Below are 14,806 nucleotides of genomic sequence, written 5' to 3'. Positions count from 1 at the left end.
CGGGTATATTAACGGCACTCAGCAGGTGCGTATTTGGCAGCCAGCGTACCAGCGTTCACAGGCATGGTGCGGGCCGTGGCCGCAGCGGTGGTGACCGAACCGCAAGCCCAGTCCACAGCACCGGTCGTGCCTGCGCCGATTGCCGTTGCCAAATCGGTGTATGCAGAAGCACCGGTCTTGATGGAGGGAGTCAGGAGCAGGGTGCCAGCCGCGCCCACGGTCGCCTGCGTGTAATTGACGGTAATCACGCCACTAGCAGCATTCAAAAGAACCGAAGTAACGTACTTGGAAGTGGCGCCGGTACCACCTTGCTGGGCATTCCAGGTAGTGGCGGCCACTGTCAAATCGTTCGGAGTCGCAACCTCGTTCACCATTTGCTTGGCGCCCGAGGCCAGGGTCAGGCCTTCCACCACGCGGGTGCGAATGGTGTAGTCCTGGTACGCAGGCAGAGCCACAGCAGCCAGAATACCAATGATGGCCACCACGATCATCAGTTCGATCAGGGTAAAGCCTTGTTGCAGAGTACGCTTCATATATCACTCCTTGGAGAGTTAAGAAAGTCAATCGACGAAATTTGATAAGCAGATATCGTGCCAGGCTGCTTTGGGCCTACCTCACTTGCGGTACTTGCCTCGGCCCAGCGCGGCAATAGATTGCGTGACATTTTTGTCGCGCAACATGCCAAACCTGTAGCTCTATGTGTGCGCGGAGCATCACACCTGCAGCACATCTCCCGCACTCAGCCACCGGATGTCATGCGGCGCATCAAAGCCATGCGGGGTGATGGCATCGAACTCCCGGACCTCCTGCATGATCAGTTCCGTCTCCGACGGTTTGGTGTGCGCGATGTAGATGGGGCAGGCGCGTGCCGGGCTCAATTGGGCCAGTTCGCGGGCGAGGGTTTCAGGGGCCAGGTGCTGGGCGCGGCGGGCCAGGGCGCTTTCGCGGTTGCTGAAGGCGGTTTCTATCACCAGCGCAGACAAGGGCAGTTGGTTCACGCGCTGCCAGAATTCCGGGCAGCCGCCGGTGTCGCCGCTGAAGGCCCACCAGCCACGGCTGCCTTGCAGCGCGTAACCCACGGCGGGCACGGTGTGCCGGGCGGGCAGCACTTCGATGGTGGTGCCTGCCACCCGCAGGATCTCCCCGGCGCGCAGCGGTGCGTAGCGCACAAAGGGCTGCGCCTGGCTGGGTATGCGCCCGAAGTCGGGCCAGATGACGCCGTTGAACACATGCTGCTGCAATGCTGCGATGGTCTCGGGCAGGGCGTGCACGCACAGCGGCTGGTGACGCAACGCCGCCACGGCGTCGAGCATCAGCGGCAGGGCGGCGATGTGGTCCAGGTGCGAGTGCGTGAGGAAGACGTCGTCGATGGCCTGCATTTCCTCCAGCGTGAGGTCGCCCACGCCGGTACCCGCGTCGATGAGGATATGCCCATCGACGAGGAAGGAGGTGGTGCGGCATTCCCGGGCAATGGCGCCCGAGCAGCCGAGCACGCGCACTTGCATGGTGGTGAGGGCCTTGTGTCTCGGTTATTTGGTGTCGAACTGGGTGGCGGCGTCCCAGCCAGGGTCGTAGGGTAACACCCTGCGCTCCTGGATGCGCTGGGCGTAGAAGCTGCGCAGTCCGTCCCACCCGGGGCCGGTGGGCAGCAGGGGCCAGAGTGCGTCGCAGCGCAGCCAGTCCTGCGCACGGAACGCGGCCAGCCAGCTGTGCCAGCGCTCCAGGGCCTCGTGCTCCGCCGCGCCGATGGCGTCTCGTGGCCCCAGGGGGCGGTAGATGGCCACGGCCTGCTCCTTGCCCTTGACGCGCACGCGGTCGAGCTCCTGCCAGACGAAGCCGGGGGCCTGCGCGCGCGTGCTTTCGCTGGCCACGATTTCCACGCCGTAGGCCTTGCACAGACCCTCCAGGCGCGAGCCCAGGTTCACCGCATCGCCGATGACGGTGTAGCTGCGGCGCACGTCCGAGCCCATGTCGCCCACGCACATGGGGCCGGTGTTCAGGCCCACGCCCACGCCGATGGCGGGCAGGCCGCGTGCGGCGTGCTCGGCGTTGACGGTGTGCACGGCCTGCACCATGTCCAGTGCGGCCTGTACGGCCAGGGGGGCATGCTGGGGCTCGGCCACGGGCGCGCCCCAGAAGGCCATGACACAGTCGCCCATGTATTTGTCGATGGTGCCGCGCTGGCGCCGGATGACTTCGGTAAGCCGGCTGAACAGGGTGTTGAGCAAGGCCTGCAGCGCCACGGGCTCCATGCGTTCGGACAGGGTGGTGAAGCCGCGGATGTCGCAGAACATGACCGTGAGTTCGCGCATGGCGGCCTGCATGCTGTAGCGCTCGGGTTCGCGCACCATCTCGTCCACCAGCTCGGGGGGCACATAGGTGCCGAACAATTGGGCCAGGCCGCGCTTGGTGCGGCTCTCGACGAAGTAGCCCCAGCTCATGTGCAGCGCAAACGCCAGCAGCACCATGGTCAGCGCCGTGGCCAGCGGAAACACCAGGCCATGCGCCAGGTACAGCCACAGGTGCAGTCCCGTGAGCAGGCCCAGGGCTGCGGCGCACAGCGCCAGGGCACTGCCCGCGCCCAGCCAGGGCAGCCACAGGCCCAGCAGCAGTCCGGTCAGGCCGATCTGGACGATGTCGTAGCCCAGGGCATAGTCGGGTTGCACCAGGCCGTGGCCGTCCAGGAAGCGGGCAATAAGGTTGGCATGCGCCTCCACGCCAGGGTAGGCACCGCCCACGGGTGTGGCGCGCAGGTCCTGCAGTCCGGGTGCGGTGGAGCCGACGAGCACCACCTTGTCCTGCAGGCTGCCGGCGGGCAGGCGGCCCAGCAGCACGTCCGCGGCCGAGAGGTAGGCGAACGACCCGCCGCGCGGTCCGCCCGGGCCGCGGTAGGGCACGAGCACGGCCAGCTTGTCGTCCGTGGGCAGCAGCAGGCTGCGGCCGTCCTGCTGCAGCTCCACCCCCAGGGCGGTGGTGTTGCCGGCCTGAATGCCTGCAGGCAAGCTGGGGCGCACGGCAGGCAGGCCCAGCAGGGTGCGGAACACCGCCAGCGCCAGCGATTCGTAGTACTGGCCTTGGTACTGGGCCAGCAGCGGCAGGGAGCGCACCACGCCGTCCTCGTCCGCTATGGCGTTGAAGAAGCCTGCCACGGGAGCCGCGTGGGCCAGCAAGGGGATGTTGCTGCCGTAGCCGTTCCAGGTGGTGGATGCGAGCCGTCGCCCCTGGAGCATGTGCTCCGTCACCACGGGGGCGGGCAACTGGCCGCGTGCGCCGCCGTCGCGGTCGCTGGTGAAGTAGTAGCCCAGCACCACGTTCTGGCCCTGCAGCGCCTGGGCAAAGCGCTGGTCGAAGTCCAGCTCTGGCGCCAACTGCTGCAGCGCTTGCGCGTAACCCGGCGCCTGGCGCAGCGGGCCCTGGGCCAGGCGCTGGAGGTGCTCCAGGCCGGAGCTGCCATCGGGCTCGGAAAACACCACGTCGAAGCCGATGACGGCGGCCTGCTGGCGCTGCAGCAGCTCCTGTGTGAGGCGTGCCAGCTTGTCGCGGCCCCAGGGCCAGTGGCCGATTTCCTCGAGGCTGCGCTCGTCGAGGTCCACGATCACGATGCGGTCATCCAGCGTGCGCGGCATGGTGGCGCGCAGGCGTGCGTCGTAGATGATCTGGTCGAAGCGCTCGAGCACCGGCAGGCGCCAGGCTCCGGTCGCGTGCAGCAGGCCCAGCAGCAGCGGCAGGCAGGCCACCAACAGGCGCAGCCCGCGGCGGCGCAGCGCGCGCCGCCAGCCGGAGAGCTTGCCCGCAGGCGCCGACGTTTCCATGGCCTGGCCGGGCCTGTGGGGCGCGGCTTCAGTGCTGGATGAACTGCATCTCGGTGCCGGCCAGCTCGATCCGGTCGCCGTTGTGCAGCGGCACGGGGTCGCCGCCGATGCGCTGGCCGTTGTGCAGCGGCATGTCGGGCCCCTCGACGTGGGCGAGCACGAAGCCATGGTGCCGGCGCGTGATCGAGGCCACGGCGAGCCCAGGCTTGCCAATGGTCGTGACCACTTTGGTCAACGCCACTTCACGTCCGGCGGCGGCCCCCGTGAGTACCTTGATGACCCCTTGGGGCACCGCAGCCGGGGACGCGCCGGCTGCGGCCGCCGGGGCCGGGCGCGGCATGGCCGGGGGCAGCACCATGCCTGGCTTGAAGACCATGGTTTTCTCGAAGCCGCCGCCTTCTTCCTCGCCATGGAAGCGGATCTTGTACTTGCCCACTTCGATGGTGTCGCCGTTGCGCAAGGCCTGGCGCTTGATGGCCTTGCCGTTGACGTAGGTGCCGTTGGTGCTGCCCAGGTCCTCGGCCTCGACTTCGTCGCCTTGCTGGTGGAAGACGGCATGCTCGCCGCTCACGGCCAGGTTGTCGATGACGATGTCGTTGTAGGGCCTGCGCCCCAGCGTGGTGCGCTCCTTGGTGAGCTGCACCTCCTTGATGACGACGCCGTCGATCGAGACGATCATTTTGGCCATGGCCTGCTCCTGTATCTGTCTTGCGTATGGGTGAATGCGATGAGGTCGGGCTACGCCGCGCGCAGCAGGCGCGCCATGAAGCCGCGCCGGGCAGGAGGCTGCACGCCTGCCTGCACCAGCACAACCGCGATGTTGTCGCGCCCGCCATGGGCGTTGGCCGCGTCGATGAGCTGATCCACCTTGGCCTCCAGCGGCACGGGGGCGGCGACGAGGGCCGTCAGCTCCCGGTGGTCCACCATCTCGCTAAGGCCGTCCGAGCACAGCAGGTAGATGTCCTGGGCTTCGACGCGGAATTCATTGATCTCGACGTGCACGCTGTCCTCCACGCCCAGGGCGCGGGTGACGAGGTTGCGGCAGCTCGAGAGTGCCGCCTGCTCGGGCGTGATGAGCCCGGCGTCGATCTGTTCCTGCAGCCAGGAGTGGTCGCGCGTGAGCTGGTCCAGCACGCCGGCGCGCAGCCGGTAGCAGCGCGAGTCGCCTATGTGGCCCAGCATGAGCCGGTGGCCCTGGAAGACGCACACCACCAGCGTGGTGCCCATGCCCGCATACTGCGGATTGGATTGCGCGGCGCCCAGGATAGCCTGGTTGGCGTTGTCCACGCAGATTTCCATGGCGCGGCGCAGGTCCAGGGCCTTGAGGTTCTGCCCCGCCTGGGCGATCCAGCGCGCCAGCTCGCTCTGGATGAAGGTCGTGGCCATGCCGCTGGCCACCTCGCCCGCGTTGTAGCCGCCCATGCCGTCGGCCAGCACCGCCACCTGGGCCTGTGCGTCCACGCTGGCTGCATCCTCGTTGTTCGCGCGCACGCGGCCCGGATCGGTGCGGGCGCAGAACTGGTAGGTGATGGAAGATTCGGTCATGGCACACCTGGCCCCGGGCCGGATGCAGGCGCCTGCGGCGGGGCCGCGCCCATCACGGTCGATTGGAAGTCCGGCATCTGGTGGTTGGAGGATTGGCTGCGCATATCATCATAGTCGAGCCCATGGTCTGCCGGCATGGCAGAAGGGGCCGGGTTGGCATCCGGGGTGGCGTGGATGCCACGCAGCGCAGCGGCGAACTGGCGGCCCGTCTGGTGCCGCTCGCGCGGGTCCTTGCGCAGCGCCTGCGCCACCACCTGCGCCAGTGCGGCCGGCAGCTCCGGGCGCAGGCTGCGCACATCGGGCGCCGGGGTGTGGGCGATGTGCTGCATGAGCTCGCTCATGGAATGGCCGCGCAGCGGCAACTGGCCGGTCAGGAGCTGGAACAGCGTGACGCCCAGTGCGTAGAGGTCGCAGCGCCCGTCCACGCGCCGCCCGGCCAGTTGTTCGGGTGCCATGAAGCTGGGCGTGCCCAGCACCATGCCGGTGCGTGTCTTGCTGCTGTCGGTGATGCGCGCGATGCCGAAGTCCGTGACCTTGACCGTGTCGGTCTGCGCGTCGTACATGATGTTGGCGGGCTTGATGTCGCGGTGCACCACGTTCTGCTGGTGCGCGTAGTCCAGCGCATCGGCCACGCGCGCGGCAATCGAGAGTACCTGCTCCACGGGTAGCAACTGCCCGGGCGCCGTGGCGTGGGCCAGGTCCTGGCCCTTGAGCAGTTCCATGGCAATCCAGGCCAGGCCCAGGTCCTCGCCCGCGTCGTAGATGGTGACGATGTGCTGGTGCTGCAGCCGTCCGGCCGATTCGGCCTCGCGGAAGAAGCGGGTGCGCGCATCGAGCAGGGCGCTGCCCTCGAACTCCTGCCCCAGCGCCAGGGTTTTGATGGCGACCACGCGCCCGATCTTGGGGTCACGCCCCTGGTAGACCACGCCCATGGCGCCACGCCCGAGCTCCTTCTCGACCTGGTAGCGGCCCAGCACCGCGGGCAACACCGCGCCGGGGGCGGCGGCGTCCAGGGGCTTGCTGGCCTGTGCGGCGATGTCGGCCAGGTGGCGCGCACGCCGGCGGCGCTTGCGGGCCTCGGCATGCTCGCGGTCCTGGCGCAGGATGTGGGTGTACACCTCCACCGCCTGGTCGTAGCGCAGCTTGTTTTCGAACTCCTGTGCCAAGTGCAGCAGGTCGCTCAGCACCTGGGGATTGCCGCGCACGCGGCGCAGGCGCGCAAACGCCATGTCGAGCTGCCCCTGGCCTTGCAGGGCCAGGCCCATCATGCGGTCGGCCTCGGGGTCGGACGCCGCCCGGGCCGCAGGGGCCGGGCGGCCCGATCGCCGCTGCAGCGCGTGCGTGGCGCCACCCAGCAGCAGCACGGCGGCGGGCAGGGTGAGCGGCAGCGCCAGCCCGGCGGCCTGCATGGCGCCCCATTGCGCTGCCAGCAGGCCCAGGCCCAGGGCCGCGGCCAGCGCGCTGCCCGCGGCAGCGCCCAGCGTGGGCAGGGCCAGGAGCAGCACGGCCAGGGCCGCCAGGGTGAGCACCCACGGCAGCAGCGGCGCCCAGGCCGGGGTGGTTTGCACATGCCCCAGGCGGATGGCGGAGATTTGCTCGGCCAGCCATTGCACCGGGGCCAGCGATGCGCCGCCTGGCCGCAGCAGCGGGGCGTGCGTGCCGCTGGCGGTGGGCCCGACGACGGCGATCCGGTCCTGGAGCTGCGCTGCAGGCACGCGGCCTGCGAGCACGGCGTGGGCCGGCACCTGGGCGATGCCGGGGGTGCCGCCATCCAGCTCCGTGCCTGCCGCATAGGGCTGGGGGCGCAGCCACCCTCCCGGCTGCGTGGCGATGGCGGTGCTGCCGATCTGCACCGCCTGACCTGCGGTCCAGTGCAGCCCCGAGGCACCCAGGTGCAGGCTGTGCGCGGCCGCCAGCAGCGCCAGCGACGGCACCAGCGTGCCGTCGGCGGCTAGCAGCAGCGGCGCTTCGCGCACCGGGCCGCCGGCGCCGGGCGGGGCGCCCAGGTGGCCCACGCCCGCGGCGGCATTGCCCAGCATGTCGAGCGGCGCTGCCAGGCTGCGCGCGGCCGGCACGCCGGCGGCGGCGCCCGCGGCGGCGCTGCGGTGCATGAAGGCGGGCAGATGCAGTCCGGTGGCGGCGCCCGGGGCGGCAGGCTCCATGTGCGCCATGAGCAGCACATTGCCTGCGCGCCGCAGGCTGGCGGCCAGGCGCTGGTCGGTGTCGAGTGCGGCCTCGGCCTCGGCCACGGTGCGGGTGATGGCGCCGGCCAGGGCCTGCGCGTCCGGCGGTGCGTTGCCCAGCAGCGTGCGGATCTGGCGCAGGTAGGGCAGGCCGCGCTCGCCCTGCGCTCCGTCGAGCGGCAGGGCCAGCACCGTGGTGCGCGCACCGGCAGCGGCCAGGCGGTCCACCAACTGGGCCAGCACATCGCGGGGCCAGGGCCAGGCGCCGTGCCGGGCCAGGCTTTCGTTGTCGATGGCGATCAGGGTCAGCTCGGGCAGCGGCGCGCGGCGTGCGTGCGCGGCGGCGGCATCCTGCAGGCGCTGGTCGAGCATGCCGCCGCTGGCCAGGTGCAGCGCGGACAGCAGCAGGGCCAGCAGCACGGGCCATGGCCCGTGCCGCAGCGCTTGCGGCATGCTGGATACTGGTGTGCGTTCGCCCACGGCATGTGCCTCTGAGTTCCGATGTGCGGATTTGCAAGCAATGACTGTGCCCGTGGTGGCGATTATCTGGCCGCCCGGGACGGACCAGCGGGGCGGCACCTCCGGGTTTGCCCGCACCACCCCGGCGCTGCGCGCGCGGGCATGAAAAAAGCGCCTGGGCCCCGAGGCCGCAGGCGCTCATGCGGCGCGCTCGCGCCGCGCGCTCAGAGCAGGGACTTGAGCAGCTTGCCCATTTCGCTGGGGTTGCGCGTGACCTTGAAGCCGCACTCTTCCATGATGGCGAGCTTGGCATCGGCCGTGTCGGCGCCGCCGGAGATCAGCGCGCCGGCGTGGCCCATGCGCTTGCCCGGAGGGGCGGTCACGCCAGCGATGAAGCCGACGATGGGCTTCTTCATGTTGGCCTTGCACCACAGGGCGGCTTCGGCCTCGTCGGGGCCGCCGATTTCGCCGATCATGATGACGGCGTCGGTGTCCGGATCGTCGTTGAAGGCCTGCATCACGTCGATGTGCTTGAGGCCGTTGATCGGGTCGCCGCCGATGCCCACGGCGCTGGACTGGCCCAGGCCGATTTCGGTGAGCTGGGCCACGGCTTCATAGGTGAGCGTGCCCGAGCGGGACACGACGCCGATGCGCCCCTTCTTGTGGATGTGGCCGGGCATGATGCCGATCTTGATCTCGTCGGGCGTGATCAGGCCGGGGCAGTTGGGGCCCAGCAGCAGGGTCTTCTTGCCGCCGGCGGCTTCCTTGGCCTTCATCTTGTTGCGCACTTCGAGCATGTCGCGGATGGGAATGCCCTCGGTGATGCAGATGGCCAGGTCCAGATCGGCCTCCACGGCCTCCCAGATGGCGGCCGCCGCGCCTGCGGGGGGCACGTAGATCACCGAGACGGTGGCGCCGGTCTGGGCGGCGGCTTCCTTCACGGAGGCGTAGATCGGGATGTCGAAAATCTTCTCGCCCGCCTTCTTGGGGTTCACGCCGGCGACGAAGCAGTTCTTGCCGTTGGCGTATTCCTGGCACTTCTCGGTGTGGAACTGGCCCGTTTTGCCGGTGATGCCCTGGGTGATGACCTTGGTGTCTTTGTTGATGTAGATCGACATGACGTTTCTCTCTTTCCTGGGCTTAGGCTTGGACGGCCGCGGCCACCTTCTGGGCGGCTTCGGCCATGGTGTCGGCGCTGATGATGGGCAGGCCGCTTTCGGCCAGCATCTTCTTGCCCAGCTCCTCGTTCGTGCCCTTCATGCGCACGACCAGCGGCACGTTCAGGTTCACGGCCTTGCAGGCGGTGATGACGCCGGTGGCAATGGTGTCGCAGCGCATGATGCCGCCGAAGATGTTGACCAGAATGGCCTTGACCTTGGGGTTCTTGAGCATGATCTTGAAGGCCTCGGTCACCTTCTCGGGGGTGGCGCCGCCGCCCACGTCGAGGAAGTTGGCGGGCTCGGCGCCAAACAGCTTGATGGTGTCCATGGTCGCCATGGCCAGGCCTGCGCCGTTGACCAGGCAGCCGATGTTGCCGTCCAGGCTGATGTAGGCCAGGTCGAACTTGGAGGCCTCGATCTCGGCGGGGTCTTCCTCGTCCAGGTCACGCAAGGCCACGATGTCGGGGTGACGGAACAGGGCGTTGGAGTCGAAGTTGAACTTCGCGTCCAGGGCGATGATGTTGCCCTTGCTGTCGCGGTTGAGGGGGTTGATCTCGACCAGCGAGGCGTCCGTCTCCATGTAGCACTTGTAGAGCTTCTTGCACAGGTCGATGAACTGGGCTTCGGAGTCGGCCGGCAGCGCGATGCCCCGGGCCAGTTCCTGGGCCAGGCTGTCGGTCATGCCGGTGAGCGGATCGACGAACACCTTGACGATCTTCTCGGGCGTGCTGTGCGCCACTTCCTCGATGTCCATGCCGCCCTCGCTGGAGGCGATGAAGGCCACCTTCTGGGTGGCGCGGTCGGTGACCACCGAGATGTAGTATTCCTTCTGGATGTCCGCGCCTTCCTCGATGTAGAGGCGGCGGACCTTCTGGCCCTCGGGGCCGGTCTGGTGCGTGATGAGCTGCATGCCCAGGATCTGGCTGGACAGCTCCTTGACCTGGTCCAGGCTCTTGGCCACCTTCACGCCACCGCCCTTGCCGCGGCCGCCGGCATGGATCTGGGCCTTGACCACCCAGACCGGGCCGCCCAGTTTCTGGGCTGCTTCCACAGCCTCCTGGACCGTGAATGCAGGAATGCCCCGGGGTACGGGCACGCCAAAGTTGCGCAAGATTTCCTTGCCTTGGTATTCGTGAATCTTCATGAGGGTCTCTCTCAGGGAAGGGATTTCACCCGTCTACCATGGCGGATCGTCTGGCGGCGGGCTTGGGACATGGCAGCCGGTAAATGTATCATGCTGCGACGCACCATACCTTTTTTCCAACTTACGCCCATGCGGCGGCGGGGGGCCATTCCTTGCAGGAGCACAGCATGTCCAGAATCTTCATCGACGGCGAAGCCGGTACCACCGGACTGCAGATCCGCGAGCGCCTGCAGGGCATGGCGGGCGTGGAGCTGCTGAGCATTGCGCCCGAGCAGCGCAAGGATCCGCAGGCCAAGCGTGCGCTGCTCGAGCAGGCCGACCTGGTCGTCCTGTGCCTGCACGACGACGCCGCGCGCGAGAGCGCGGCGCTGGTGGCCGAGGTGGAGCAGGCCCGCGGCCGCACCATCAAGGTGATCGACGCGAGCACCGCCCACCGCACCGCGCCGGGCTGGGTCTATGGCTTCCCTGAACTGTGTGTGGGGCAGCAGGATGCCGTGCGCAACGCCACGCGCGTGGCCAACCCTGGCTGCTACGCCACGGGCGCCATCGCCCTGCTGCGCCCGCTGGTGGACGCCGGTCTGCTGGCGCCCGACACACCGCTGGCGCTGCCTTCGGTCTCGGGCTACAGCGGCGGCGGGCGCCAGATGATCGAGGCCTACGAGGCCGGCACGGCCGCGCCCTACGAGGCCTATGCCCTGGGGCTGGCGCACAAGCACATCCCCGAGATCCTGCACTGCACCGGCCTCACGCGCCGCCCCATCTTCATCCCGGCCGTGGGCAATTTCGCCCAGGGCATGCTGGTGCAGTTGCCCCTGCACCTGGACCTGCTGCCCGGCCAGCCGCGCGCCGCCGACCTGCACGACGCCCTGGCCGCGCACTACGCGCGCACCAATACCGCCGAGCAGTGGGTGCGCGTGCTCCCGCCCACGGCGGACCACAAGCTCGCCGCCGACCCGCTGGCGGGCACCAACCTGCTGGAGCTGCGCGTGTTTGCCAACGAGCAGTACCGCCAGGCCGTGCTCGTGGCGCGGCTGGACAACCTGGGCAAGGGCGCGAGCGGCGCGGCGGTGCAGAACCTGCGGCTCATGCTGGGTTTGTGATGCTATCTGTTTGATAGCTGCTGGCGCTTTCTGGATAAGCGCTGGAGGCCCAAAAGACTTAAAAATCTTCGTCCGCGCCGCGCACCACGCGGCGCACGGCCTCGCCGCTGAACCCGCGCGCGGCGAGAAAGCGCATCTGCCGGGCGCGCTCCTGCGGGGTCGCCGCCGGGGAGCCAAAGCGCTGGCGCCACACGGCCAGGGCGCGCTCGAACTCGGTGGCGCGCAGGCCCGCGGCCTGGGCGCGCACCAGGTCTTCGCTCAGTCCCTTGCTGCGCAGCTCCTGCAGCAGGCGCTGCGTGCCCAGGCGCGGGCCGCGCCGGTGCAGCAGCGATTCGGCCACGCGCGCCTCGTCGATGAAGCCCTTGGCCTGCAGGTCCTGCAGGACGGCGTCCAGGTCCTCGCCCTCCTGCACATGGCGCGCGAGCTTGGCCGCCAGCTCGGCGCGCGAGTGCTCGCGCTGGGCGAGCAGGCGCAGCGCGCGGCCCTTGAGGGAAAGCGGCGGGGATGCCATGGCAGGTGCTATGGGTTCAGGAGCTTGCAGCGATTGCTGGGCAAGGCTTCAAAGCCTTTTTGTCCAATGACTCGGCAGCCGCCTGCGTGGACGCCACGGCCGGCCGCTGGGCGATGCCGAGCGACTCGCGCACCTTGTTTTGGCTCCGGCACGCCGCTTCGCGGCTTGACTTGCGCTGCGCACAAGTCAGCCTGCACCGAAACTGTGCCGCGCAGGCTCACGCCTGCTCCGCATCGGCATTCGCCGCTGCGGGTCGCACGGCGATGCCGAGCGACTCGCGGACACGATTTTCGATCTCTCGCGCCAGCTCCGGGTTCTCGCGCAGGAATTCGCGCGCGTTGTCGCGGCCCTGGCCGATCTTCTCGCCGTTGTAGGCGTACCAGGCGCCGCTCTTGTCGACGATGCGCGCGTTCACGCCCATGTCGATGATCTCGCCCTCGCGCGAGATGCCCTCGCCGTAGAGGATGTCGAACTCGGCGGTCTTGAAGGGCGGGCTGACCTTGTTCTTGACCACCTTGACCTTGGTCTCGTTGCCGATGGCCTCCTCGCCCCTCTTGATGGTGCCGGTGCGGCGGATGTCCAGGCGCACCGAGGCGTAGAACTTGAGCGCGTTGCCGCCCGTGGTGGTCTCGGGGCTGCCGAACATCACGCCGATCTTCATGCGGATCTGGTTGATGAAGATGACGGTGCAGTTGGTCTTCTTGATGGTGGCGGTGAGCTTGCGCAGCGCCTGGCTCATCAGGCGCGCCTGCAGGCCGGGGAGCTGGTCGCCCATCTCGCCCTCGATTTCGGCCTTGGGCGTGAGCGCGGCCACCGAGTCCACGACGATCAGGTCCACGGCGCCCGAGCGCACCAGGCTGTCGACGATCTCCAGCGCCTGCTCGCCGGTGTCGGGCTGGGAAATCAGCAGGTCCTGCAGGTTCACGCCGAGCTTTTGCGCGTACTGGATGTCGAGCGCGTGCTCGGCATCGACGAAGGCGCAGGTGCCGCCCTGCTTCTGCATCTCGGCCACCACCTGCAGCGTCAGCGTGGTCTTGCCCGAGCTTTCCGGCCCGTAGATCTCGATCACGCGGCCGCGCGGCAGGCCACCGACGCCCAGGGCGATGTCCAGGCCCAGCGAGCCGGTGGAGACGACCTGGATGTCCTCGATCACCTCGCCCTCGCCCAGGCGCATGATGGTGCCCTTGCCGAACTGTTTTTCGATCTGTGCCAGCGCGGCCTGCAGGGCCTTGGCTTTTTCGCTCTGATCGGCGGTCTTGACGGGTGCGTCCATGGAAGTGCTCCTCTTGGTGGCCATAGTGCTTTCAGGTAAGACTGTCTCGATCGACAGTCTGTATGCTTGAACAGTAGTTTAGATGGGCGGCATCTTAGCGTAAATGGATTTTTTGGTCAGTTTGGCTGACAATTTGCCCCTGCCCACTGCATGCCATGGACACTCCGCCTCCTCCTCCCCACCATGACGACTGGCGCCAGATCCACCTGGGGCGCCTGCTGGGCCATGCCATGCGCCGCTTCGACGCGCGCGTGCTGCAGCTCATGGCGCGCGATGCCCAGGTGCCGCTGGCCCTGTCCAACCTGGCGGCGCGCGACCAGGTGAGCGCCGCGCATGTGCACATCACGCGCCATCTGTCGCTGGCGGGCGACCGCCTGACCGATCTGGCGCAGCGCGCGGGCATGGCCAAGCAGTCCATGGCCGACCTGGTGGACCAGTGCGCTGCCTGGGGGCTGGTCACGCGCGAGCGCGACCCGCGCGATGCGCGGGCACGCATCGTGCGCTTCACCCCGCTGGGGCTGGAATGGCTGCAGGCCTTTCGCCGCGCCGTGGCGCAGGCCGAGGCCGAATTCCGCGCCGAGGTGGGCGCCGAGGTGGCCACCGTGGTCGCGCTCGGGCTGGAGGCCTATGCCGCCGGCTGACGCCGCGCGGGCCGCGGCCTGCGCCCCGCCTGGGGCAAACCCGCAGGGGGCGCGGCTCGCGAGGGCATGGTCCTAAAATCCGCACAAGACACCAGGAGACAAGACCCCATGCGCATCCTCATCGCCGAAGACGACCAGGTGCTGGCCGATGGCCTGCTGCGCACGCTGCGCGGCTCGGGGGCGGTGGCGGACCATGTGGCCAGCGGCACCGAGGCCGACGCCGCGCTGATGACGAACAACGAGTTCGACCTGCTGATCCTCGACCTGGGCCTGCCGCGGCTGCACGGGCTGGAGGTCTTGAAGCGCCTGCGTGCGCGCGGCTCGGCGCTGCCGGTGCTCATCCTCACGGCGGCCGACAGCGTGGAGGAGCGCGTCAAGGGCCTGGACTACGGCGCCGACGACTACATGGCCAAGCCCTTCTCGCTGCAGGAGCTCGAAGCGCGCGTGCGCGCCCTCACGCGCCGCGGCATGGGCACGACCAGCAGCACCATCAAGCACGGCCCGCTGGTCTACGACCAGGCCGGCCGCGTGGCCACCATCGACGGCAAGATGATCGAGCTGTCGGCGCGCGAGCTGGGCCTGCTGGAGGTGCTGCTGCAGCGCGCCGGCCGCCTGGTGAGCAAGGACCAGCTCGTCGAGCGCCTGTGCGAATGGGGCGAGGAGGTGAGCAACAACGCCATCGAGGTCTACATCCACCGCCTGCGCAAGAAGATCGAGCGCGGGCCCATCCGCATCGCCACCGTGCGCGGCCTGGGCTACTGCCTGGAAAAGATCCCGGGTTGAGGTAGGGAACTCCCCCCCTGTGTCGCTGCGCTCCTTCCCCCCTCTCTCGCAGCGCTGCGCGCTGCGGGAGGGGGGACGCCACCAGCGCGGCGGGGCGGCCCTTGCGCGGTGGCCGCTGGTCTGGGGCGTGCCACGATCAGGCGCCGCGAATGCGACCGCATGCCATAAAAGACAGGTATTTTTCGCTATTAATTT

At 68.8% G+C, this 14,806-nt stretch carries 13 protein-coding genes; 3 read left to right on the top strand and 10 right to left on the bottom strand.

Annotated elements, in window-relative coordinates; translation table 11 throughout:
- Positions 1–8 precede the first annotated feature (8 nt).
- From CGR01S_RS01590 to sucC, 8 genes are all read right to left on the bottom strand, one after another.
- On the bottom strand, positions 9–533 hold the full coding sequence (locus CGR01S_RS01590) for a pilin (RefSeq protein WP_042421680.1): 525 nt from the start codon (positions 531–533) through the stop codon (positions 9–11).
- A 180-nt stretch (positions 534–713) separates the two neighbouring features.
- On the bottom strand, positions 714–1,505 hold the full coding sequence (locus CGR01S_RS01585; RefSeq protein WP_042421678.1) for an MBL fold metallo-hydrolase: 792 nt from the start codon (positions 1,503–1,505) through the stop codon (positions 714–716).
- A gap of 24 nt (positions 1,506–1,529) precedes the next feature.
- Positions 1,530–3,812 (bottom strand): CHASE2 domain-containing protein, encoded by a 2,283-nt coding sequence (locus tag CGR01S_RS01580; RefSeq protein ID WP_042421676.1) that lies wholly within the window; start codon positions 3,810–3,812, stop codon positions 1,530–1,532.
- 28 nt (positions 3,813–3,840) lie between these two features.
- Positions 3,841–4,500 (bottom strand): FHA domain-containing protein, encoded by a 660-nt coding sequence (locus CGR01S_RS01575; protein WP_042421674.1) that lies wholly within the window; start codon positions 4,498–4,500, stop codon positions 3,841–3,843.
- Between the two features lie 50 nt (positions 4,501–4,550).
- On the bottom strand, positions 4,551–5,357 hold the full coding sequence (locus CGR01S_RS01570; RefSeq protein ID WP_042421672.1) for a Stp1/IreP family PP2C-type Ser/Thr phosphatase: 807 nt from the start codon (positions 5,355–5,357) through the stop codon (positions 4,551–4,553).
- Positions 5,354–7,993: a CHASE2 domain-containing serine/threonine-protein kinase gene (locus CGR01S_RS01565; RefSeq protein WP_042421670.1), complete on the bottom strand. Its 2,640-nt coding sequence runs from the start codon at positions 7,991–7,993 to the stop codon at positions 5,354–5,356. The genes CGR01S_RS01570 and CGR01S_RS01565 overlap by 4 nt, the downstream gene beginning before the upstream one ends.
- A 230-nt stretch (positions 7,994–8,223) precedes the next feature.
- On the bottom strand, positions 8,224–9,117 hold the full coding sequence (sucD, locus tag CGR01S_RS01560) for a succinate--CoA ligase subunit alpha (RefSeq protein WP_042421668.1): 894 nt from the start codon (positions 9,115–9,117) through the stop codon (positions 8,224–8,226).
- A gap of 22 nt (positions 9,118–9,139) precedes the next feature.
- Positions 9,140–10,303 carry an ADP-forming succinate--CoA ligase subunit beta gene (sucC, locus tag CGR01S_RS01555; RefSeq protein WP_042421665.1) on the bottom strand — a complete coding sequence of 388 codons (1,164 nt, stop codon included), beginning with the start codon at positions 10,301–10,303 and terminating at the stop codon, positions 9,140–9,142.
- A gap of 167 nt (positions 10,304–10,470) precedes the next feature.
- Here sucC and argC point away from each other — a divergent pair, with 167 nt between their 5' ends.
- The gene (argC, locus tag CGR01S_RS01550; protein WP_042421663.1) at positions 10,471–11,403 is read left to right on the top strand and encodes an N-acetyl-gamma-glutamyl-phosphate reductase; all 933 of its coding nucleotides are present in this window, start codon (positions 10,471–10,473) and stop codon (positions 11,401–11,403) included.
- Positions 11,404–11,461: 58 nt separating this feature from the next.
- Here argC and recX read toward each other — a convergent pair whose 3' ends face one another.
- Positions 11,462–11,914 (bottom strand): recombination regulator RecX, encoded by a 453-nt coding sequence (gene recX / locus CGR01S_RS01545; RefSeq protein ID WP_042421660.1) that lies wholly within the window; start codon positions 11,912–11,914, stop codon positions 11,462–11,464.
- A 217-nt stretch (positions 11,915–12,131) separates the two neighbouring features.
- On the bottom strand, positions 12,132–13,187 hold the full coding sequence (recA, locus tag CGR01S_RS01540) for a recombinase RecA (protein ID WP_042421658.1): 1,056 nt from the start codon (positions 13,185–13,187) through the stop codon (positions 12,132–12,134).
- 155 nt (positions 13,188–13,342) lie between these two features.
- Between recA and CGR01S_RS01535 the strand changes: the two genes are divergently transcribed.
- Both CGR01S_RS01535 and CGR01S_RS01530 read left to right on the top strand, forming a co-directional pair.
- Entirely contained in the window at positions 13,343–13,828 is a 486-nt protein-coding gene (locus CGR01S_RS01535) for a MarR family winged helix-turn-helix transcriptional regulator (RefSeq protein ID WP_042421656.1), read from the top strand.
- 108 nt (positions 13,829–13,936) lie between these two features.
- The gene (locus CGR01S_RS01530) at positions 13,937–14,611 is read left to right on the top strand and encodes a response regulator transcription factor (protein ID WP_042421654.1); all 675 of its coding nucleotides are present in this window, start codon (positions 13,937–13,939) and stop codon (positions 14,609–14,611) included.
- The last annotated feature ends 195 nt before the right edge of the window (positions 14,612–14,806 follow it).

The organism is Comamonas granuli NBRC 101663, assembly GCF_000739995.1.
Lineage (GTDB): Bacteria > Pseudomonadota > Gammaproteobacteria > Burkholderiales > Burkholderiaceae_C > Simplicispira > Simplicispira granuli.
The sequence above is the reverse complement of the archived record's forward strand: the minus strand, read 5'-3'. Positions and strand labels throughout refer to the sequence as shown.

Coding starts and splice junctions, on each gene's coding strand:
- CGR01S_RS01590 (WP_042421680.1), bottom strand. CDS start 533: ATGAAGCGTACTCTGCAACAAGGCTTTACCCTGATCGAACTGATGATC.
- CGR01S_RS01585 (WP_042421678.1), bottom strand. CDS start 1,505: ATGCAAGTGCGCGTGCTCGGCTGCTCGGGCGCCATTGCCCGGGAATGC.
- CGR01S_RS01580 (WP_042421676.1), bottom strand. CDS start 3,812: ATGGAAACGTCGGCGCCTGCGGGCAAGCTCTCCGGCTGGCGGCGCGCG.
- CGR01S_RS01575 (WP_042421674.1), bottom strand. CDS start 4,500: ATGGCCAAAATGATCGTCTCGATCGACGGCGTCGTCATCAAGGAGGTG.
- CGR01S_RS01570 (WP_042421672.1), bottom strand. CDS start 5,357: ATGACCGAATCTTCCATCACCTACCAGTTCTGCGCCCGCACCGATCCG.
- CGR01S_RS01565 (WP_042421670.1), bottom strand. CDS start 7,993: ATGCCGCAAGCGCTGCGGCACGGGCCATGGCCCGTGCTGCTGGCCCTG.
- sucD (WP_042421668.1), bottom strand. CDS start 9,117: ATGTCGATCTACATCAACAAAGACACCAAGGTCATCACCCAGGGCATC.
- sucC (WP_042421665.1), bottom strand. CDS start 10,303: ATGAAGATTCACGAATACCAAGGCAAGGAAATCTTGCGCAACTTTGGC.
- argC (WP_042421663.1), top strand. CDS start 10,471: ATGTCCAGAATCTTCATCGACGGCGAAGCCGGTACCACCGGACTGCAG.
- recX (WP_042421660.1), bottom strand. CDS start 11,914: ATGGCATCCCCGCCGCTTTCCCTCAAGGGCCGCGCGCTGCGCCTGCTC.
- recA (WP_042421658.1), bottom strand. CDS start 13,187: ATGGACGCACCCGTCAAGACCGCCGATCAGAGCGAAAAAGCCAAGGCC.
- CGR01S_RS01535 (WP_042421656.1), top strand. CDS start 13,343: ATGGACACTCCGCCTCCTCCTCCCCACCATGACGACTGGCGCCAGATC.
- CGR01S_RS01530 (WP_042421654.1), top strand. CDS start 13,937: ATGCGCATCCTCATCGCCGAAGACGACCAGGTGCTGGCCGATGGCCTG.